Here is a 21,534-nt window from a genome sequence, read left to right as displayed (position 1 = left end):
ACTGAATCAGAAACTGAAGATATCAGCTCCTTTTCGTTTACAAAAGTGATCAATTAATTACGTAATTCAAAATGCAATTTTCAACATTTCCAACATATCTTGAAAGTTAATCCCTTGTTACCGAATTAAAAAGCACTGCTTTATCGCTTAAAACACCCCATTCAGAAGAATTTTATCCCTATTCAGCAGTTCTTATTATTGGAATCCTAAAAAATCCACCATGGTGAATTTTTAACAACTATTTAGGTAAAAATCAATTTTTGCAAGGGGTTCAAAACCGAAATTTTAAAACGGGAGATTTTTATAACTTTGTGAAGTGTCAGAATACATTCAAATATATACAGACGGTTCAGCCAGAGGCAATCCGGGTCCGGGAGGTTTTGGAGTCATTTTAAAATACAAGCAATCCTTAAAAGAAATTTCTCAGGGATACCGGCTGACAACCAATAACAGAATGGAACTGCTTGCGGTGGTTTGTGCTTTAGAAAGCTTGAAAACCAATGCAATTCCTGTCAAAATTTATTCCGACTCAAAATATGTCATTGATTCCATCCAAAAAGGCTGGATCTATAACTGGCATTCAAAAGGATTTGCCAAGAAAAAAAACAAGGATCTTTGGCTCAGGTATCTTTCCGTTGCAAAATCATTCAAAATTGAATTTGTATGGGTAAAGGGTCACAATGGACACCCTGAAAACGAACGATGTGATGTATTGGCTGTCCAGGCTGCTTTAGGCGGGAACCTCTTAATTGATCAATACTTCGAAGAAGTTCAGCAGCACGAAAATTAATTAGACAGGAAACAGGATTTCACAAAGGTATAGACCAATGGATGTGGAAGCTCCCTGGTAGAGCTAATTTGCGGGCAAAAACCACAGGCGAGGAAGAAACGGCGATTCTTGAGACTTATAATTTCGGGCTCTTCAAATTGATTGTATGCTTCAATATCCAGATCAGTTTCCGTAAGACTTCCAATCAGCTGAGGATACAAACTGTAGCGGGTAGCCGTTAATTCTTCCGGGTTTCGCGTTTCATATAAGTGAATCAATGCAGAAGAATTAGGAACTACATAGACGCGTTCGAAATGATTACCATCCACGAGATTGTCTGAGATCAGTTTTTCTCCGTTAGCACTCAAATTATTCCTGTGAATGAGAACATCAATCAATGCTTTATATCCTTCTCCGGTAATAAAAACAGGAGCTTCCTGCTGAAGCAGAAGATCAATTACACCATTGAGATAAAATAAGTTGAGATAAGGACCCGGAGCAAACCAAAAACCGTCGTAGTTTGACAATTGCTGTGGTTTCATATTAATTACCTCGTTGATCTTAATCCAGTAGTAAGACAACTCCACTTCCAAAAAACGGCCGGCATGGTCAAGAGCCATGTTAGTCGCATGATGCGTATTGAAGGTAAAATTAAAATCCCCAATAATCCCAATCTTCAGTTGCTGCATAAGGAATCAACTAAAAAGCCATTTATCGGTTGACAAATGGCTTCTTTAAATTATTTATTATCGTTTAAACCAACCCTTCAAAACTCCGTTCTGGATTGGTAGTGTAAGCGTTATAAAATCATTCGGATCGGGAGTACTCAGATCCGGCGTATCGCGATACACATTACAACTAAACGTACATGTGAATTTCGAGTAATCTCCTGAACCATCGGATTCCTGAACAATTCCTGTAAAACTCACCGTCTGGCCAGTTTGTGTTTCATCTGAAGTCCAAATATTTCCAGAACCATCGCGGTAAACCACTTCAAAACCGTTAGCAGCCTGATCAGAATACACAGGTGTAGTATTGGAGCTGAAGAAAGCGTTAAATACTGACACACTCGGATCACTGGAAGCACTTCCGTCAAAATCAATCGATCCCAATCCTACTCTGATAGAAACCAATCCATTAGATGATTTCATGTTTGCATAATATGCAGCTTGTGATGGAGTTGGTGATGGAAGGATATATTTGGTCTTTGTCGCATCGAGGTAATAACCGTCAACATTTTGTGTCAACTCTACCTGACTTCCATTGATAATACCAATAAAATTTGACTCCAGTTCCACCTTTGGTGTCGGTGCCGGAATAATTTCATGCTTCGGGCAACCAGCTAAAAATACCGAGCCAAACGCAAAAAGCGCAATAACTTTTTTCATAGATAATGTTTTTCAAACCAATATGTTCTAAGCGAACACAATTCGAAAATACAACTTTTTTTCTTATGCCAAAGATATTTCTAAAAATCTCACACATCTAGGCTCTCAATAACTTATTTTGTTCAGGGAAACAGTAGTAAGGCAAGAAAACCGGTTTCTCGGTTTCGCCGGTCAAATCCATTGAATAAATAATCTCATTTTCAGAGATCACTATCGTATCCAAATGCTCATCCATATCCAGGTCAATTCCCCTTACACTCAATTCGCACATCAGCTGATTAAATGCACTCATACTAATGAAAATCTGGCTTTCATAAGAACTTCCGTTTTCATAGACACAACAATCCAACTGAACTTCTGTTGATGAACTTTCGAATTGAATACGATTTAATAAGATGCTGTCGAATAATGTTTTCATACTGTTTGACTTTGATGATACAAATTTGCACCCCGTAGTTCGTAAACTACTTACGATCTACTAACAGTTCGAAAAAAATTCAAAGGCATTTAAAAAATTATGAATTATGAATTATGAATTATGAATTATGAATTATGAATTATGAATTATGAATTATGAATTATGAATTATGAATTATGAATTATGAATTATTTTCTCTAAGCATTTTTGTAATTTCACCACAACTTACATAATGAAACATGAAGTATTTCCAAATAGACAAAAATCTCTTTATTGAAAACCGTAAGAAATTTACGGCAAAAATGGTAAAAAACACGCTTGCTGTTTTCAATTCGAATGATATTTACCCGGTAAGTGCTGACGGGACCTTACCTTTTACACAACACAGGGACATCTTTTACTTATCCGGTGTTGACCAGGAAGAAAGTATTCTGGTTTTATTTCCCAATGCGAGTAACGAAGCACACAGGGAAGTTCTTTTCTTAAAGGAAACAAACGAACATATTGCAGTTTGGGAAGGTGCTAAACTGAATAAAGACCAGGCATTCGAAACGGCGGGCATCAAAACTGTTTACTGGCTGCAGCAATTTCCCACGATCTTCAAACAGTTAATGGCAGAAGCGGAAGGAATTTACCTGAACACCAATGAACATCTGCGTGCCGACACAACGGTTCAAACGCGCGAAGACCGTTTCATTATCCAGGTAAAACAGGATTACCCGGCACACCAGGTTCACAAAAGTGCGCCGATCATGCATCAAATCCGTTCTGTTAAAGAAAAAATCGAATTGGAACTGATGCAAACAGCCTGTAATATTACAGAAAAGGGATTCCGCCGAATCCTCGGCTTCGTAAAACCAGGTGTCTGGGAATACGAAATCGAAGCTGAATTTTCACATGAGTTTCTTCGGAACAGATCAAAAGGCTGGGCTTATACTCCGATCGTAGCATCCGGGAAAAATGCCTGTGTTCTTCACTACATTGAAAACAACATGCAATGCCAGGACGGCGATGTAATTCTATTGGACGTAGGTGCCGAATATGCCAATTACTCATCTGATATGTCGAGAAGTATTCCTGTAAACGGACGCTTTACTCCAAGACAAAAAGAAGTTTACAATGCTGTTCTGAACGTAAAAACCCAAGCGGAAAAAATGCTGATTCCGGGGACCATGCTTGCCGAGTATCAAAAAGAAGTGGGCAGGTTAATGGAATCCGAATTACTGGGCTTAAAACTTCTCGATCAAACCGATATTAAAAACCAGGATCCGAACTGGCCGGCATACAAGAAATACTTCATGCACGGTACCTCGCATTACCTGGGACTTGATACCCACGATGTAGGTTTGTGGAATGTTCCGATCGAGGCGAATATGGTATTTACCTGCGAGCCGGGGATTTACATCCCGGAGGAAGGTTTGGGAATCCGTATCGAAGACAATTTAGTCATTCAGGCATCGGGGCAACCGTTCAACCTGATGAGAAACATCCCGATCGAGGCAGATGAAATAGAAACATTGATGAATCAAAAATAATGAGTGAACAACTTTTGAATTACAGGATTTCCGGAAATGGAAATCCTGTTGTTTTTCTTCACGGTTTTATGGAAGATCACAGCATGTGGGATGAATTACTTCCCCACCTTCCTGTGAAAGCTATTTGCGTTGATCTACCCGGTCATGGTTTAAGCCCGGTCGATTTCAATGCAACACCTTCCATTTTGTCTATGGCAAAAGAAGTGGAAAAAATAATTGTCCGGGAAAAGCTCAAAGATGCTTTGATCGTGGGACATTCAATGGGTGGTTATGTTGGTTTGGAATTAATGAAACTCATTCCGGGCTTGGAACACCTGATCCTGTTTCATTCCCACCCATGGAGTGATTCCGAAGATAAAAAAAGAGACCGTGAGCGGGTAGCCAACATGGTCCTGACCAAAGCTCCCGTGTTTATCCGGGAAGCTATTCCGAATTTATTTCACGACCCGGCACGCATGCAAAATGCCATTGAACATTACATCCGAATTGCTGAACAAATGGACCCGAAAGCTATCGGCTGGGCATCTTTAGCCATGAAAAACCGTTTTGACCTGGCCTATTTAATGGAGAAGAACCCAGAGAAATTCACGGTGATCAGCGGTGAAAATGACAAACTTATCCAGGTTGGTCTTTTGGATGTCTTTTGCAAGCAGAACAAAATCTCATCTATTCTCCTTCCGAATGTGGGGCACATGGCGCATGAAGAAAACCGGGAAGAAGTGATCCATATTCTGAATACTGTTTTTTAAGAGACACTGAAGAAATCTACTTCTTTGCTGAGAACTTCGTATGTGTAAAACTACTTCCATTGACGCTACGGTAAGGGCTTTCAGCACTAAAGTTTCGCAGTGTAAAAGGAGACAGTAGCAAACTTTACAGTCGCTACGTCTCAAGGTGGGGTATCTATACTGTATCCATGCTTTATACTGGGAGTAAAGTCGCTCTATCCGTACTTAAACTATGAAATACTCTTCGATAGATTTAATTGTTAACTATCTCCGTAATTTCAACTAATTAACATTTGGTTCTTGCAGACAACTTTTTTTTAAAGGATATTCAGCAAAAAATAAATAATTTTAACGGTATTAACTTTTGATTATAAACCTTACCAGCATTTTTTAACGGTTAAAATCGGGGTGTGTCCTGTTTCAAAACAAGCACTCAGTTTATTAAATCCCGTAAATTTCGGTAAGAACAAATAACAAACTACATTATGGAACCGAAAAGACTTCGCGCTTTAGTCATTGATGATGAGGAATACGCACGCAAAAATTTAATAATGATGCTGGACGACTTCTGTCCGGAGATTGAAGTGATCGGTGAAGCTTCCGGAAAAGATCAGGCCAAAGCTTTAATAACAGCCAGTAAGCCGGATGTAGTTTTCTTAGACATCCGAATGCCTAGTGGTGCTGAAGGATTCGAACTCCTGGAAGAAGTTGAGGAAAAGAATTTCCTGGTCGTTTTCGTAACCGCTTTTAAGGATTATGCCATCCGCGCATTCAATGCGAGTGCTGTTTACTACCTGCTGAAACCAATCGACATTGACGATTTGCGTGTTGCAGTAGAGAAGCTCGTTGAGGCCAATAATGTTTTCGGGCAAGACCCGGAAAATTATGTGACCTACTTCAGAAGTTTGCGTAACCTATCCGATCAGCTGCTTCGCAACAAGCCGAACAACCGCATTGCGATCAGTCATACCAAAGGATTAAAAATAGTGGAAGACAACACCATTTCCCACCTGGAAGCAAGTGGAAACTGTACGACCATTTATTTCAATGACGGCACGCGTTATCTCGACACCCGCACATTAAAAATCTATGAAAACATCCTGAACCCAGCCAAGTTTTTCAGGGTCCATAAATCTCATATTATCAATCTCAACAACCTGGCCGAATACATTAACGAGGATGGTCATTTCGCCGTTCTGAAGAATGGATTGCGGATCCCGGTTGCCAGAAATCGCGTAACTGATTTTGTAAAAATGCTGAAAGAAGGATGAGATTATTCGCATTGATAGTTTTCGCAGCCATTTCGACCCTTGGAATGGCTCAGGACTATTCTTTCATTACCTATTCCAACGGACAGGGACTGCCTCAGTCGCAGGTGCAATGTATCACCCAGGACGACGACGGTTATCTCTGGGTAGGAACATTGGGTGGACTGGCCAAATTTAACGGGAAGAACTTCACGACATTCCCGCTTGAACAAGGACTGTTCAATAACCGGATCTCCTGCCTGCAACACATTCAAAAAACGATTTGGGTCGGACACGAGGGTGGAATTACACAAATTACCAATAACAGAGCACAAAGCTATTCATTGGGGGATGATGACCGAACTGTAATTGTAACCGATTTCATTCAATACCAAGGGAAAATCATTGCCTCCACCGAGGGAAGCGGCTTGTATATTATTTCGAACAATCACATTTCAAAAGTTACCCTGAAAAACGCAGATGCATCAACGTGCAGGGATCTTGAGGTAGTGAACGGAAAATTATACATCGGGACCAGAGACGGTTTGTATTTCACCAAAGACCTAACCAATTTCAATCATGTCGAAGCATTTAAAGATCGTCGTATTTCCGGAATTGCCTTAACGAAGACCCACGTTTTCATTTCAACGTCTTTTGAGGGCTTATTCAAATCAGATCTCAATTTCAAAAAGTTCGATTCGATCCCGGTTCAATCAGAGGATCTGTATATCGGCAAGATCAACAGCGACAAATCCAACCAGCTTTGGCTTTCTTCACCGGAAGGCGTTATCCGTTTGTCTTCTCAAATGAAGCAACTCAATTTAAACGAAACAAACGGTCTCCCGGTAAATACGATCAATTGTTCTTTCCAGGATAAAGAAGGAAATATTTGGTTCGGAAGTGACGGAAAAGGACTCATCCGCTTCGCAAATCAAAACTTACAAATTTACTCCACCAAGACCGGGATGCCTTCCGATCTGATCTTGTCCGGAACCAAGCTAAAAAGCGGAACATATTTGTTCGGTTCATACGATAAGGGAGCATTTAAGATGAATCTCCAGGGAGTTTGTGAGAAAATTCCCATTCCGGCAACCACCATCTGGGATATCGAATACTTCAACGGACTCGCCTGGTTTGCTACAGATATGGGGATTTTTAGCTGGGATTTCAAATCCGAGCCGATAAATTACTATTTCAAAGGCCGTACAAAAACATTCAGAGTTCTTAAACCATTCAGAAACAGGCTGATTGTAGCCAGCGAAGAAAGCATCGGCTACATTGAAAACAATACGCTTCATCATTATTCCAATTTTAAATTCAACCCGAGTAAAAACGGAAACATCCGCGATATAGCATTTTACTATTCAAACATTCTTGTTGCCACCTCAAAAGGATTATACGAATTAAATCTTTCCAAAAACACTCAAAAACTTCTCCGGAACTTTAAAGCAAGTATCGCCTCCATAGAAATCGATGTTGAAAACAGGATCTGGATCGGAACAGAAAACGGCTTGGTGATCTTTGACGGCATCAATTACAAAGATGTTTCGTACAGTTCAAAAAGCGGTGCGCGTTTCATCAATTTTATCCACCGGGTAGAAAGCAATATTTTCATAGGAACCAACGACGGATTATATGTATTTGACAACAATGAAGGTTCACAGGACCTCATAAAACATATCGGAACCAATAACGGACTGATCAACCTGGAATCCAACATTAACTCTTCGCTGTTTGAAGACGGGAACTTTTGGTTCGGCACGAGTGACGGACTTGCAAAACTGCATATCGGTTCAAGTGAAGTATTCTCGGATTTTCCTCCAAAACTGAATATTGCACGTGTTTTAGTGAATTACCGGGAGATCAATCCTTCTGAAATTTACAGCGGATTAAAACTCAATTATTCCAAAAACAACCTCATTATCGACCTGGACGGGATTTCAATGGAAGATCCGGAATCAGTCACTTTCCAATACTGGCTTGATGGTGAATCCGACAAATGGTCTCCACCAACCCTAAACCCAACCATTATTCTTTCGAACCTGGATGCAGGTAATTACACGCTGCATATCCGCGCTATTTCAGGAACCAAGAAAATTTCAGAAATCAGTTCCTTCGCAATTACCATTACACCACCTTTCTGGAGAACCTGGTGGTTCTATATTCTTGTTTTTATCGCTATTGCATTTGGAATCCGGTATTATTTCAGGCTGCAAATCAAACGCGAAAGAGATCGCAACTATAAGATCAACCTGGAGAACAAGTCGCGCTTGCTGGCATTGGAACAACAATCGTTGAATGCAAGTATGAACAGGCACTTCATTTTTAACTCGCTGAATTCCATCCAATATTTCATCAACACCCAGGATCGCGTATCTGCGAACAGGTATTTAACCAGTTTTGCCAAGTTGATCCGGAAGAACCTGGACAGTGCTTCGGAAGGCGATAATGTGGTGACACTTCACCAGGAACTCGAACGCCTTGAATTGTACCTGTCACTGGAAGCAATGCGTTTCAAAGACCGGTTTGTGTACCGAATAGACAACCAGAACATTGACCTGGAACAGGTAACTGTTCCCGCCATGCTTCTTCAGCCTTTTGTGGAAAACAGTATTATTCATGGAATTTTACCCGACGAAACCAAAAAAGGTGAAATTTTAGTAACGATCAAAGCGCTCGGAGATCAATTGGAAATTTGCATTGACGATAACGGAATCGGAATTGATTACAGTTTGAACAAGAAAGCCAAATTCAAAGGCGATCACAAATCGCAGGGAATGGAGATTACTTCCAAGCGAATTGATCTGATTCGTGAGATGTGGAACAAGGATTACGAGCTGATCGGTCCCTTTCAAATGACGAATCCTGACCGTTCAATCAAGGGAACACGCGTTTTAATCAAAATTCCTTATGAAAATTTGGAAATGAATGATTAAATAGTTTATATTTGTTTCTGTATGTGTTTTACAATATGAAAAAGATTACACTCATAGCATCATTATTAATCGTGTTTACAGCTTGTCAAAAAGCTGATATCCGTCCGAGAACTGTTTCTCCGGCTTCTTCACAGGAATTGAAAAGCAATTCTTCTCAAGATACTCCGAATCCAAACAGCGGAAATCCGAACACCTTAGGAGGAGGTTCAGATTCTTCAGTTGATCCGAATACTCCGGATCCAAACGGAGGAGATATTACCGATCCATTAAGAAAGAAAGATCAGAAAGACAATAAATAAAAAAATCCCGATTCAATGAATCGGGATTTTTTTTGTTCTATTTATTCGTTATCTATTTCTGAAAATGATTCCATCCCTGGGCACGCAAGGGAATTAATGATTCATTGGTATCCACCAAATAAGTTCCTTCGCTTGCATCCGTCATATAACCAATTACCGTCATATGCGGATTTCCCTTGATCTTATCGAAATCACTTTGCGCAATCGTGAATAACAACTCATAATCCTCTCCCCCGTTCAACACGCAAGTTACAGGATCCAGATTAAAATCTATTGCTGTAGTCGAAGTCAGGGAATCAATAGGAAGTTTTGAATTGTATATCATTACCCCTTTATTGCTGGCTTTACAGATATGCAGTACTTCAGAAGCCAAACCATCCGACACATCGATCATGGATGTTGGAACTACTTCCAATTCCTTCAAATAATTCAGGATATCTACACGAGCTTCAGGTTTCAGTTGTCGTTCAATAATGTAATCTTTTCCGTCGAGATCCGGCTGAATGTCCGGATTGCTTTCGAAGACACTTTTTTCGCGTTCAAGCACCTGCAAACCTACATAAGCAGCACCCAGATCTCCGGAAACAACCAACAGGTCATTGGTTCCTGCCCCCGATCTGTAAACCACCTTCGATTTATCTACCACACCGACGGCCGTAACCGATATAACCAATCCTGAGCGGGATGAAGTAGTGTCGCCACCAATCAAATCCACCTTATAATGCTGGCAGGCCAAACGGATTCCGGCATATAATTCTTCCAAAGCTTCCAAGGGAAACCTGTTTGAAACAGCTATCGAAACAGTAATTTGTTCGGGAGTTCCGTTCATTGCAGCGATATCCGATACATTTACAGCAACAGCCTTATATCCCAAATGCTTGAAAGGAACATACATCAGGTTGAAATGAACACCTTCCACCAGCATATCCGTTGAAATCAAGGTAAATTGCTCCTCATTTCTTTCCAGTACAGCTGCATCATCTCCGATCCCGAAAGCAGTTGATTCTCTTGTAATCAGAAAATTCTTAGTCAATAACTCAATGGTTCCGAATTCTCCCAGGGATTCCAGATCCGTTCTTTTTTCTTCCGACATGTGCTAAATATATGGTACAAAGATACACTTTACTCAAAAGAAGCTGTATCGGGAAGTAAAAACCCTAAGTTATTTAAGAAATAATTACATTTATTGCACAACTCCGCCCATCATGAAGCAATTTCTCTTCCTCCTTATCACCCTGAACTCCTTATCTGGTATTTCACAAACATTTATCCGAACAGAGCTCCCAACGCAGGTTTCAAGTCCATGGGAAATCATTTACGGACCGGATTCCATGCTTTGGGTAACAGAAAGCAACGGCAGAGTTTCAAGAATCGACCCTGTGAGCGGAAGCAAAACCATTATTCATGCAGCAGCCGATTATTTCGGCGGAAGCCCCCTGGAGAATTCTGTTTTGTGTCCGAATCTTACAATTGGAGGAGGCACACTGGGCCTGGCATTACATCCTGACTTTATTCACCCCGATTCTGCGTTCATTTATTTCATGTATGCTTATAATTCAGGAACGTCCGGCAGTCCGGACACCCGATATAAAATCCGCAGATTGAAATGGAATCCGAGTACAGAGCAAGTAAGCGGCTACCAGGATATCGTAACAGGAATTTCAAATGGCTATGATCATTGGGGAGGAAGATTACTCGCTATTAAACGAAGTAATATTTCGTACCTGTTTGTTTCGATAGGTGATCATGGCTCTTCTGAGACCAATAACCCGCAATGTTACAATCCCCAATCCGACAATCCGAATAATTTTGCACAGGATCCGACTACAGATAACGGAAAAATTCACCGGTTCAACATGGACGGGAGCATTCCTTCAGATAATCCAATAGCAGGGAACTCATTTTTCACAAGAGGCCACCGCAACCCGCAGGGATTGGTTTACAACAACGATCTGGATATTCTTTATTCCATTGAACACGGGGACCGTACTGACGATGAGATCAATATTCTGGAAAAGGGAATGAATTACGGATGGAAAAATATCCACGGCTATCATAACGACAACAATTTCCCCGGCGAAACAAACTACGCAAGCAACTATGTTCCCCACCCCCTGATCCAAAATGATCATTTAGTAGAACCCATTTATTCCATTTGTACAGTTCAAATGCCCCTTACCGGAAACGGAAGCTCCTGGTGTACAATTGCTCCATCCGATGGGATTTATTATAATAGTCAAGGAATCCCGGAATGGACAAACAGTATTCTCCTGGTAACTTTAAAAAAGGGCGAGGCTACAAACATGGAATTGTATCAATTCCGTCTAAATGCACAAGGAACAATTGAAGCTTCCACTCCGCAGAACCCAAATCCTAAAAAATATTTTGTCGAAGATCAGCAACTAAACGGCCGATTGCGTGATATTACCTTTTCCCCTGATGGGAAGAAAATTTACCTGATCAACAACGGCGGCGGAACTTTAAATTTTGACAAAATCACTGTTTACACTTATGTAGAACCAGAAAACCCTCCCTATCCCGAAATCGGGTTGAAGATCACTCCCAATCCATCTTCCGGAATGATCCAGATCCTCGTTCCCGAAGAGAAACCCTATACCATCCAAATTTTTGATTCCCGTGGAGCCAAACTGCAGGAAATAAAGGGAGAAACCGAAACCATCAACCTGGATTTCTCTTCCTTCTCAGCAGGATTCTACTGGTTTAAATATGAATCGGAAAGCATGGAACGCATCCAGAATTTTGTGAAGGAGTAAGAAAAACTACATAACAATTGTGATCAAATAACCACATAGATACATAGGTCACATAGCATGTCTGATCTAAGAAAAACTCTTTCCAAAAATGGAATTAATGGACCGGAGGCGTTGTATTTGACGGACATCCCGGGTTGGGACATTTTTGTTCCCCGTCGGGAATCGGAGTACTGCAGACTGGGCAAACCGAGCCTTCCTCTGCGCGATAATAATACTTTTTCATGATCCTGCTTTTACGGTACTCTCTAAGGTAAGGAAAAAGAATTTTCGGACAAAAAATAACTTAGCCGATATAGCCAGCCTGTGAATCAGTCCTTTTTCTTGCAAAAAGGAATACTAACAAACCGGCAATTATGCTAAAAACCAAGGCATAGTCATAAAAGTAAAGCTGGTTCAAAGGAACATCCATCTTCACATTGGGAGAAATTGGTTCGGAGATAATCACATCCAATGAAATCAAAATAAAGATAACCTTACAAAAGAACCCGATAAGGTAACTTACACAAACAAGGGATAAGATCATTATCAGTTTACGAGACGGGTAACCCGGATTTTTGAAGCGTTTAACGAGCTGGAAAACTCCCAGGGAAAGTAAAGGAAGGATTCCGAATGAAAGCGCAGTTTTTAAGGCCAGGTTCGATTTACCACCCATAGAAGTTGAGGTGAATACCATTGATCCTGATAAACCGGTTAGTTGCTTCATCAGCAAATCGTTTAAAAAAGGGAATATGATCCACATGAAAGCGAAGAAGAAGATCATAAGTACAAGGGAAAGTCTGATCGGATGCATGGGATGAAAGTAAGGAAAATTATAAGACTGCAGTGATTTTTATGGTTCCCGCGGATTTCGCAGAAGGCGCAGATTTTTCTGATGATTAATATTACTTTATAACAATACCTTTCATCGTTATTGCAATTTATCAGTTTCCAAATTATTCATTATTATATTGTAAACCTTTTCATCTTCTTCTAATGTCGTTATTGATATTCCATCACTCCTCCATTCTAAATAAAGCATTTCAATCTTCATATTCTTAGAAAATTGAATCAATTGTTGCTCTGCAAACTTTGACAAATTTCTTCTTGGTACAATAATCCCATTGATTGCATTTGAGACATCAGGGTATTCGTATTCCTTCTCATTAAAGGAGTATAACCTAAATTCACATTCTCCTGAATAATCAATATGTTTTTTTGATAAATCCCGTACCATATTTTCGAAAGCTAACTTGCTGTATTGCTGATAACCTAAATTATCTAACTCGTTAAGTCTAATAGAATTATCCTTAAATAACCATCTGTAAGGCAGGTAATTAACATCTCGCTTCTCATCTTTATGAACTTCAAGTAATTTAGACTTTGAAAACGAAAGGCACACTCCATTATACTTATCCCCATACTGATCCTACATTCTTGGTTTTAAAAACCCATAATATTCCTCATAAAAACTGGATTGTCCTTGAGTTTTTTCCAATGATTCATTCCGACAAAAACACAATTGTTTTACTTGATTAAACTTTTCCTTTAATCCTAGAGAAATTTTATTTGAATCGTCTGCTGTTCTCCCCTCAACTTCTAGCATGTGCTCCAGATCTCTATATTGACCTCCTTTTCCTGTCATAGATTTGAGAAATTCAATTGGATCATTTGAATGAATTCTTGGTGAAAATCGGAGTTGCTTTTCAAAAAGAATATGCTCTATTGCAATATTTAAAGAAGTATAATGATAAATGGTGTCCTGATCTGTAAACACCTTAGGAATATTATTGCTATTCATTTGTAACAATTAGATGGTTCAATATAGCAATTCTATACCAAATCCCGCCCCCACTGACAAAACTACATTTCCACCATTCAACCACAAAACCAATGAGCACAAAAAAAGGAGCTTATTTCTAAACTGCACAACATCAAACAAAAAGAAAAATTACTAAAAATGTCCTCCCCCTTAATCCCCCTCCAAAGGGGGAAACAGAAAAATGCTGCCCCCGCTCTAATTCTCACACTCAAAAAACATGCTAAAAAGTATGAGCGGGAGTGTGAGTTTGGAGAAACACTAGGGCTCCCCGACGATCCGCTCATGCGGATGTCCGGGATAAACTTCTCACCTAAGTGGGTGGAAAACAAAAAAGCCTCATCTTTCGATGAGGCTTTTATTGTTGACCCACTAGGGCTCGAACCTAGACTCTTCTGGACCAAAACCAGACGTGTTGCCAGTTACACCATGGGTCAATTGCGAGGGCAAAGTTAATACTAAATTCTTTTCACACAAGAAAACCAATAAAAAAACTTCAGTTTTTCAAACAAAAAGAAGAAAAAACATTGAAATTCATCCATTTAGCATTTTTCAGCATTTCAATGAGGAATCGTCGCAATATATTTATAACTTCGCGAGTCAAACTTTCAAAGTAAATCATGAATTACAATAAACTGAATAACCTTACAGGCTGGTTTGTTTTTTTAATCGCAACGATTGTTTATTTCCTAACCATTGAAGATACCGTTTCACTTTGGGATTGCGGGGAATATATCACAGCAGCAAATAAATTAGAAGTTGGTCACCCTCCGGGCGCGCCGTTGTTCATGGTACTGGGACGTTTGTTCTCCTTCTTTGCCGAGCCTGAAATGGTGGCAGTATGGATCAACCGTCTTTCAGCTTTATGTAGTTCATTTACTATTTTATTCCTTTACTGGTCGATTACCATGTTCGGTAAAAAGATCATGCAGCGCAAAGAAAGAGACTGGTCGAGAGGTGATCAAATTGCAACTCTCGGAGCTGGAATTGTAGGTGCTTTGGCATACACATTCTCTGATTCATTCTGGTTCTCTGCCGTTGAGGGAGAGGTTTACGCCATGTCATCCCTATTTACTGCAGCAATCTTCTGGATGATCCTGAAATGGGATTCCGAAATGATCGGTATCAAGCACGGTGAAATCACTGACAAACGATCTCCTATGCGTTGGATGATCCTGATTTGGTTTATGTTCGGATTGGCAATCGGGGTCCATTTATTGGGGCTACTTGCTGTTCCGGCTATTGCATATGTTATTTATTTCAACCTTTGGGAGAAAACAAACCTGAAAGGAATCATCCTGACCGGTTTGATCTCGGTAGTGGTTCTTGCCTTTGTGCAGGAAGGAATTATCCCCGGAACCGTTGCCGTAGCTTCCTCTTTTGAGGTTACGTTTGTCAATTCATTCGGTTTACCATTCTTCTCGGGAACTATTTTCTTCTTCCTATTATTGATCGGTGTCTTTATGTGGGCATTCCGATATGCTAAGAGAAAAGCAAAACCTATCCTGAATACCGCATTGTGGAGTTTAGCATTCCTATTGATCGGTTACGGATCATTCGCTGTCATTGTTATCCGTTCCAATGCAAACACGCCATTGGATGAAAATGACCCTGAAAACCTGGTAACACTTCACGCTTACCTGAAACGCGAGCAATACGGTTCATGGCCTATCTTAAACGGTAATTACTGGAACTCTACTTTGGCGGATCAAAGTGAATTCAAGGACGGAAGTCCATTCTACCTGCGTCGTTTTGTTGTTGAAAACGATCAGACAGGAATGGATGCAAAAGCATTTAAAACTGAGAAAGAAGCCAGTGCCTGGGCAAAATCAAAAGGCAGAAACTATTCGGTAAAGGAAAAGTACTTCTCCAGTAACGAAAGTGTAAGAAAGCAAAGCAAACAGGTCTATTCACAAAACACTTTCCTGCCACGCATGTACTACACATCGAATAATCCGAACGACCCTAAGATTGTTCAATATAAATACTGGTCAGGTTATGATCCGACAGATGTAAGGGATTCGGATGAAAACGGAGCAGATGGTTTAAGACTGCCACGTTTCGGTGAAAACATGAATTACATGTTCCGATACCAAATGAACTGGATGTACTGGCGTTATTTCATGTGGAATTTCTCAGGTCGTCAGAACGATTTCCAGGGACATGGTGATGAAATGCGCGGAAACTGGATTTCAGGCTTCTCATTTATCGATGACGAACGTTTAGGTAACCAGGAGCATGCTCCATACTACACTTTGGAAAATCCGGCACACAATAATTTCTGGCTTCTTCCAATTATTCTGGGAGTAATCGGGGTGATCTTCCATTTCTACAGAGCTCCTAAAGACGCATTCATTGTATTCTTAACGTTCTTCTTTACAGGAATTGCAATTGTCATTTACCTGAATCAGAAACCATTCGAGCCTCGTGAGCGGGATTATGCTTATGCCGCCTCCTTCTATGCCTTTGCATTCTGGATCGGGTTAAGCGTCCTGGCCTTATACGATGCCTATAAAAACTTCAATAAGGCTGATTGGAAAAACATGTTGTACGGATATGGTGCACTTACCGGGTTCATTTTGATCTTTGCAATTGCAGGCGGTGGTTTCATATTAAAAACATGGCTGGTAATTGCAATTATCGGACTAATCCTGCTCGGCTTAGCCTATGGACTGAGGAAAGCATTGCCAAATCAAACCATTGCGGCTTCCTTATTTACTATTTTGACATTGTTTGTTCCGTATCTGATGGGCGAACAGGGTTGGGACGATCACGACCGTTCACAAAAAACATCTGCTCATGACCTGGCATACAATTACCTGCAGTCATGTGCTGAAAACGGGATCATTTTCTCAGTTGGTGACAACGACACATTCCCTTTGTGGTACTTACAGGAAGTTGAAGGAGAACGAACAGATGTACGCGTTTGTAACACGAGTCTATTCGATACCGACTGGTATACCAACCAGATGAAAATGAAGATGTACAAGTCAGAACCACTTCCTATTACTTTCCGAGAAGATCAAATTCTTCAGTGGGCAGGAGGAACGGATCAGGCTTTCTTCATGTCAACAACTCAAATGCTGAACCAGGGAATCAACCGTGAAACACTGGAGAAATTGTTCAATATGAAATTAAAGAACAGCCCGAGAGAGTTTAAACAATCTTTCACGAGCTTTGTAAATACAACTACTTCTGTTCTTTCAACCGTAAAAGCAAAAGACGTTGCGTACGATCCAAGAATCAATGAGATTCGCCAATTATTCAGCAATGCAAACCCAGATTCAGTTACAATTGACGTGGTTGAAAGCATGGAAAACGGTATTCTTGAAATTTTTGAAGGATACAGAAACCACATGCTTGAGGCTGATGTGAAAGGATTGGAAGCATTGCAGGAAATGATCGGTTCATGGGAAGACGCATGGTCATTCCTGCCAATCAAAGAGGTAATCTCTTTTATGCAGGACGACGATAACATGATCAAGTACGGAACTGCATATTTAAGAGTTATTCCAAGTACAGGTTTCATTCTACCGGTTAACAAGAAAAATGCGTTGGCATCCAAGATCATTTCCAAAGAGGAATTGGCAAATTGCGAAGATGAAATCCGTTTCCGTTTTAATTCCAGATCCGTTCAGGCAATCACGAAGTCAGACATTATGATCCTGGATATGCTTGCAAACAACGACTGGAAAAGACCGATGTATTTCACTTCTCCGGGCAACACGGAAATTTCAACGGCAATGTATCAAAGCGGGCATTTACGCACGAATGGTATGGCTTGGGAGATTACACCGATCTTGGCTCAGGGAAGAACTCCAATCAATGAAAAACTGATGTATAAACATCTGATGGAAACATATCATTACGGTAAAATGAATGATCCTGATGTGTTAACTGATTACTATGCAAGAAGACAAACGGTTCAATTCAGAACGATGTTTGCTCAATTGGCAGAACATTACATTACCGAAGCAGAACAAATGGAGATGAGCAAGGAACAATACGGTCCGATGATCAAAAATCTTCGCGCTACAGGTCAGGCGAGAGTTGCCGATTCACTGGAGAATTCATTCAAAGGATCTATGGGTCTGACTCCGGCACAATTACGTAAAAAAGCTGCCACTGTCATTTACAAGTCACTGGAAGTAATGCCGGCAAACATTGTACTTGATTACGGTGAAAGGCCATCTCCTTCTGGTGGTATCAAGGATGCAAATGGTGCAGAGTATGCACAATACCAGGACGGAGTACTGCAGGATTATGTGGGCTTCCTTTACAGGGCAAATGACAAACAAGGAGCGGAAAAACTAGGAGCTGAAGTAGCACGCCAGTTGGAAAGTATCCTGGGTTATTTCAAAAACAGCCCGGCGGAATTTGCTGCATCCAATGATATCGATTATATCTCTGCAGTAATTAATTATGCGACGCTTCACAAATTTGCAGGTGATCCGCAAATCGGGAATCCGAACGGAGTCCTGGCCAGCCGAACGACAAAAGGCCTGGAAGCACTTTACAACCAGGATTTGAGACGTATTTATACTGAACTGGATCAGCTTTCTTTGGAGAACGGTGAAAGCAGAACCGATGGAAACTTTGCTTCGAAAAAAGCACGTTTGCAAGGAACAATGAACGCCATTGATTTTACTTTTCAATTGACGGGAACACAAGTTCCAAGTGCTCCGCAACCGCCAGCTCAGGATGGAATCCCAAATGAAGCTGTTTTAAACGAAGATGTACTAAGTAAAGCTGCAGCTTCCGACAGTGAGTCGATGATTCAATAAACATTCAAAATGAAATTATTTAAACCTCCACGCTTGACTAATTGGGTTTTCCCAAAGTTAAGGTGGAGGTTTTCCATTTCCGAGCCAACCGTTTTTATCACCTTCGATGACGGGCCGAATCCCGAGATCACGCCCTTTGTCCTGGACCTGCTGAAAGAATACAAGTGGAAAGCAACCTTTTTCTGCGTAGGACAAAATATCATCAGGCATCCCGAATTGTTTCAGCGAATTGTTTCGGAAGGACATACCATCGGTAATCACACCATGAAGCACCTGAATTCGATCAGGACAGAAAATGCATTGTACCTGGAATCATTCCGGGAATTTGAAAAAACGGTTCAGACGAAACTCTTCAGACCACCTTACGGAAGAATCAAACCAAGTGTAGCGAAGGAAATAGGAAAAACACACCGGATCATCATGTGGTCCTGGTTGTCATACGATTACGATCTGAATGTCAGTAACGAACGCATCCTTTCGGAAGCGAAGCGAATCAAAAAAGGAGATATCCTGGTTTTGCACGACAATGCAAAGATCACCGAACGGCAAAAGCAATTGCTTCCCCAACTCTTCCGCTTATTGAAAGCAAAGGGATTTCATTCCGAAGTTATTTCTGCTTAGGCTTTTTGTAAATCGGAACGGTAGAACAAGGTTCCCCGTACATAACACTGGAGCAAACCGGCTGTACTTTCACCAGGAACTGCGACATTGCCGCTTCCGGATTCGGGATGTCAGAACACCCTTTCACGATTAATTTCCCGTCGGTAAACTGATCAATATCCAGTTGTTCGATACTCAGCTCCAATGCTTTTTGTTTCGCATCAGCTAAATTTCCGATCGTAACAGAGTTCGCAAGACCAACCAGTTTAGAACTTACCAGCATAAAAGCCCATGAAGGCAAAATAGCATCAACAGAACAAAACAGGTAAGCATGTTTTCCCTGAAATTGGTTCCAGTCGAAACTCTTCACATAATCACGGAAGTCTTTTTCCTTCAACACCAATCCCTGCCATAAAGAAGGTTCAAAATCAAAGCCTGCAAACTCAGAATCCTTCGGACAATATTCAGCCAGGTCAATTGCAATCAATCCACTTTGTGCTACTTTATTTACGATCTCAGACATGGATGTAAATTTACGGATTTCTCTTCTTCGGAAATCCGGAGATGTTAAATTCAGTTTCCACGACAGGCATTTTAACAAAAATTAGTGAAACACGTGTTTTGTTTGCCTTACATTTATGCCCATAAAAGTTAAACCATGAAACACGCCATTATTTTAAGTCTTGCCACCGGACTAGTTCTTGCATCCTGTTCATCCAATGAGAAAAAGATTATTTCCGTTGAAAAGAAAGTGATCTATAAAAAATTAGACCCGGTTCAGGCTAATCGTAAACTGGCAATCGAAGTTTCGGGAATGACTTGTGAGCATGCCTGCGGAGGCTCAATCCGGATGGCATTAAAAGAAACCGGAGCGGTTGACCGTGTTTCCTATGATTTTGAAGCCGGAAGAAAGACCAACACAGCATACATTACATTTGATAAATCAAAGATCTCTGCCGACAAAATTGCTTCCATTATTGAAACCATCAATGAAAAGCAATTCACAACAGGGAAATCCAGTTCTACGGATCTAGCCGGTGAAACAAAATCCAGCAGTCCGTCAACTACTGTGGTCAGCGAAACGAAATCGACCAAGATCAATGTAGAAGTTCCTGAAGCTGATTGGGAGATGCCCAATATTTTCGAGTTTTTTTCTCATTTGGTTAATTAAAAACAATCCCTATTTGTAGTTTTGCAGGATGAAACTGCAACATCGTATTATCGGAGAAGGAAAACCCTTAGTTATTCTTCACGGACTTTTCGGTTCTTCAGACAACTGGCAAACTCATGCCAAACGTTTCTCCGAGTATTTCCAGGTCATTTTAGTCGATCAGCGCAATCACGGTCATACAGACTGGAGCGAAGAATTTGATTACGACCTTCTTGCAGAAGATCTTCATGAATTAATTACCGATCTTGGACTGGAAAAAGTCAATCTCCTGGGGCATTCCATGGGCGGGAAGACAGTTATGCGTTATGCACAGCTCTATCCCGACAGCATTGAAAAATTAATCGTGGTGGATATGGGAGTTAAAAGCTATCCTCCGCACCACCAGGAAATTTTAAAAGGGATTGCTGCGGTGAATGCCTCAGCAATGGATTCGCGTTCAGCTGCCGAAGAAATCCTCCTTCCATTTGTTCCCGAAAACGGAACAAGGCAATTCCTTATGAAGAACCTGTATTGGATCGAAAAGGGGAAACTGGCCTGGCGGATGAATGTCAAAGTCCTTGAAAAAGAAATGGAAAACATCCTGAAAGCCATCCCGGAAGAAGAAGTTTTGGTTCAAACCCTGTTTATCAAAGGATCACTTTCCAATTACATCCCGGACAAAGATATTCCGGATATTGAAAATCAATTCCCGGATTCTTCCTTTGTGAGTATTGAAAATGCAGGTCATTGGGTTCATGCAGAACAACCGGAAGAATTCATGAATGCAGTTTTGGAGTTTTTGTTGAGATAAGGATAAGACAGGGACGCGAAGCGCTGAGAATGAATCGCAATTGACCTTTTTTTTTACCACAAATGCACAGATTTTAAAGGGCGCTTACCAGTCGCCCTTCCTTAAGGTATTAACCAGTTATCCTGAATTTGATATCCGATCCAATTAATTCAAATGAATATTGATCGGCAGGTTGTACTGGGATTTCACTGTTTTTCCATGCAGTTTTGGAGTTTTTGTTGAGATAAGGATAAGACAGGGACGCGAAGCGTTGAGAATGAATCGCAATTGACCTTTTTTTTACCACAAATGCACAGATTT

At 40.7% G+C, this 21,534-nt stretch carries 18 protein-coding genes, 1 tRNA gene and 1 pseudogene; 11 read left to right on the top strand and 9 right to left on the bottom strand.

The genetic code is table 11. The features are described 5' to 3' along the window. Nucleotides 1-316: 316 nt before the first annotated feature. Nucleotides 317-790, top strand: a complete 474-nt coding sequence (gene rnhA, locus K0S23_RS08860; RefSeq protein ID WP_300356304.1) for a ribonuclease HI — start codon at nucleotides 317-319, stop codon at nucleotides 788-790. Here the strand turns inward: rnhA and K0S23_RS08855 are convergent. From K0S23_RS08855 to K0S23_RS08845, 3 genes are all read right to left on the bottom strand, one after another. Further along, nucleotides 787-1,458, bottom strand: coding sequence for a hypothetical protein (locus tag K0S23_RS08855; RefSeq protein WP_300356302.1), 672 nt, complete (start codon nucleotides 1,456-1,458; stop codon nucleotides 787-789). The two genes, rnhA and K0S23_RS08855, sit on opposite strands and share 4 nt — an antisense overlap. Nucleotides 1,459-1,515: 57 nt before the next feature. After that, nucleotides 1,516-2,157: a hypothetical protein gene (locus K0S23_RS08850; protein ID WP_300356300.1), complete on the bottom strand. Its 642-nt coding sequence runs from the start codon at nucleotides 2,155-2,157 to the stop codon at nucleotides 1,516-1,518. 97 nt (nucleotides 2,158-2,254) lie between these two features. Continuing rightward, a complete protein-coding gene (locus K0S23_RS08845; protein WP_300356298.1) occupies nucleotides 2,255-2,575 on the bottom strand; it encodes a hypothetical protein in 321 nt (106 codons plus the stop codon). A 239-nt stretch (nucleotides 2,576-2,814) separates the two neighbouring features. Between K0S23_RS08845 and K0S23_RS08840 the strand changes: the two genes are divergently transcribed. The 5 genes from K0S23_RS08840 (at nucleotide 2,815) to K0S23_RS08820 (ending at nucleotide 9,320) form a co-directional block, all read left to right on the top strand. Then, nucleotides 2,815-4,110: an aminopeptidase P N-terminal domain-containing protein gene (locus tag K0S23_RS08840; RefSeq protein WP_300356296.1), complete on the top strand. Its 1,296-nt coding sequence runs from the start codon at nucleotides 2,815-2,817 to the stop codon at nucleotides 4,108-4,110. Further along, nucleotides 4,110-4,859, top strand: a complete 750-nt coding sequence (locus K0S23_RS08835; protein ID WP_300356294.1) for an alpha/beta hydrolase — start codon at nucleotides 4,110-4,112, stop codon at nucleotides 4,857-4,859. Before K0S23_RS08840 ends, K0S23_RS08835 begins: the two co-directional genes overlap by 1 nt. A gap of 464 nt (nucleotides 4,860-5,323) precedes the next feature. Then, a complete protein-coding gene (locus K0S23_RS08830) occupies nucleotides 5,324-6,109 on the top strand; it encodes a response regulator (RefSeq protein WP_300356292.1) in 786 nt (261 codons plus the stop codon). After that, nucleotides 6,106-9,021, top strand: a complete 2,916-nt coding sequence (locus tag K0S23_RS08825) for a two-component regulator propeller domain-containing protein (RefSeq protein ID WP_300356290.1) — start codon at nucleotides 6,106-6,108, stop codon at nucleotides 9,019-9,021. Before K0S23_RS08830 ends, K0S23_RS08825 begins: the two co-directional genes overlap by 4 nt. A 35-nt stretch (nucleotides 9,022-9,056) precedes the next feature. Then, on the top strand, nucleotides 9,057-9,320 hold the full coding sequence (locus K0S23_RS08820) for a hypothetical protein (RefSeq protein WP_300356288.1): 264 nt from the start codon (nucleotides 9,057-9,059) through the stop codon (nucleotides 9,318-9,320). A gap of 52 nt (nucleotides 9,321-9,372) precedes the next feature. Here the strand turns inward: K0S23_RS08820 and thiL are convergent, their stop codons facing one another. Continuing rightward, nucleotides 9,373-10,413, bottom strand: a complete 1,041-nt coding sequence (gene thiL, locus K0S23_RS08815) for a thiamine-phosphate kinase (protein WP_300356287.1) — start codon at nucleotides 10,411-10,413, stop codon at nucleotides 9,373-9,375. A gap of 112 nt (nucleotides 10,414-10,525) precedes the next feature. Here thiL and K0S23_RS08810 point away from each other — a divergent pair, with 112 nt between their 5' ends. After that, the gene (locus tag K0S23_RS08810) at nucleotides 10,526-12,094 is read left to right on the top strand and encodes a PQQ-dependent sugar dehydrogenase (RefSeq protein WP_300356285.1); all 1,569 of its coding nucleotides are present in this window, start codon (nucleotides 10,526-10,528) and stop codon (nucleotides 12,092-12,094) included. Nucleotides 12,095-12,377: 283 nt separating this feature from the next. Here K0S23_RS08810 and K0S23_RS08805 read toward each other — a convergent pair whose 3' ends face one another. The 4 genes and pseudogenes from K0S23_RS08805 to K0S23_RS08790 form a co-directional block, all read right to left on the bottom strand. Further along, the gene (locus K0S23_RS08805; RefSeq protein WP_300356283.1) at nucleotides 12,378-12,797 is read right to left on the bottom strand and encodes a hypothetical protein; all 420 of its coding nucleotides are present in this window, start codon (nucleotides 12,795-12,797) and stop codon (nucleotides 12,378-12,380) included. A gap of 204 nt (nucleotides 12,798-13,001) precedes the next feature. Continuing rightward, nucleotides 13,002-13,484 (bottom strand): annotated as a pseudogene (locus K0S23_RS08800) (DUF2971 domain-containing protein); the annotation flags it as partial. Between the two features lie 15 nt (nucleotides 13,485-13,499). Then, nucleotides 13,500-13,871, bottom strand: a complete 372-nt coding sequence (locus K0S23_RS08795) for a hypothetical protein (RefSeq protein WP_300356281.1) — start codon at nucleotides 13,869-13,871, stop codon at nucleotides 13,500-13,502. A gap of 382 nt (nucleotides 13,872-14,253) precedes the next feature. Further along, nucleotides 14,254-14,326: transfer RNA gene (locus tag K0S23_RS08790), tRNA-Gln, on the bottom strand. Nucleotides 14,327-14,509: 183 nt separating this feature from the next. Here K0S23_RS08790 and K0S23_RS08785 point away from each other — a divergent pair. Continuing rightward, nucleotides 14,510-18,673 (top strand): DUF2723 domain-containing protein, encoded by a 4,164-nt coding sequence (locus tag K0S23_RS08785; RefSeq protein ID WP_300356280.1) that lies wholly within the window; start codon nucleotides 14,510-14,512, stop codon nucleotides 18,671-18,673. 9 nt (nucleotides 18,674-18,682) lie between these two features. Beyond that, nucleotides 18,683-19,294, top strand: a complete 612-nt coding sequence (locus K0S23_RS08780; protein WP_300356278.1) for a polysaccharide deacetylase family protein — start codon at nucleotides 18,683-18,685, stop codon at nucleotides 19,292-19,294. On the opposite strand, the gene K0S23_RS08775 is transcribed toward K0S23_RS08780, so the two are convergent. Beyond that, the gene (locus tag K0S23_RS08775; RefSeq protein WP_300356276.1) at nucleotides 19,281-19,796 is read right to left on the bottom strand and encodes a DUF2480 family protein; all 516 of its coding nucleotides are present in this window, start codon (nucleotides 19,794-19,796) and stop codon (nucleotides 19,281-19,283) included. The genes K0S23_RS08780 and K0S23_RS08775 overlap by 14 nt on opposite strands. Before the next feature lie 135 nt (nucleotides 19,797-19,931). Between K0S23_RS08775 and K0S23_RS08770 the strand changes: the two genes are divergently transcribed. Together K0S23_RS08770 and K0S23_RS08765 are read left to right on the top strand one after the other, a co-directional pair. Next, nucleotides 19,932-20,444 carry a heavy-metal-associated domain-containing protein gene (locus K0S23_RS08770; protein WP_300356274.1) on the top strand — a complete coding sequence of 171 codons (513 nt, stop codon included), beginning with the start codon at nucleotides 19,932-19,934 and terminating at the stop codon, nucleotides 20,442-20,444. A gap of 28 nt (nucleotides 20,445-20,472) precedes the next feature. After that, the gene (locus K0S23_RS08765; protein ID WP_300356272.1) at nucleotides 20,473-21,234 is read left to right on the top strand and encodes an alpha/beta fold hydrolase; all 762 of its coding nucleotides are present in this window, start codon (nucleotides 20,473-20,475) and stop codon (nucleotides 21,232-21,234) included. Nucleotides 21,235-21,534 lie beyond the last annotated feature (300 nt).

It is taken from the genome of Fluviicola sp., from assembly GCF_029266855.1.
Lineage (GTDB): Bacteria > Bacteroidota > Bacteroidia > Flavobacteriales_D > Crocinitomicaceae > Fluviicola.
The sequence above is the reverse complement of the archived record's forward strand: the minus strand, read 5'-3'. Positions and strand labels throughout refer to the sequence as shown.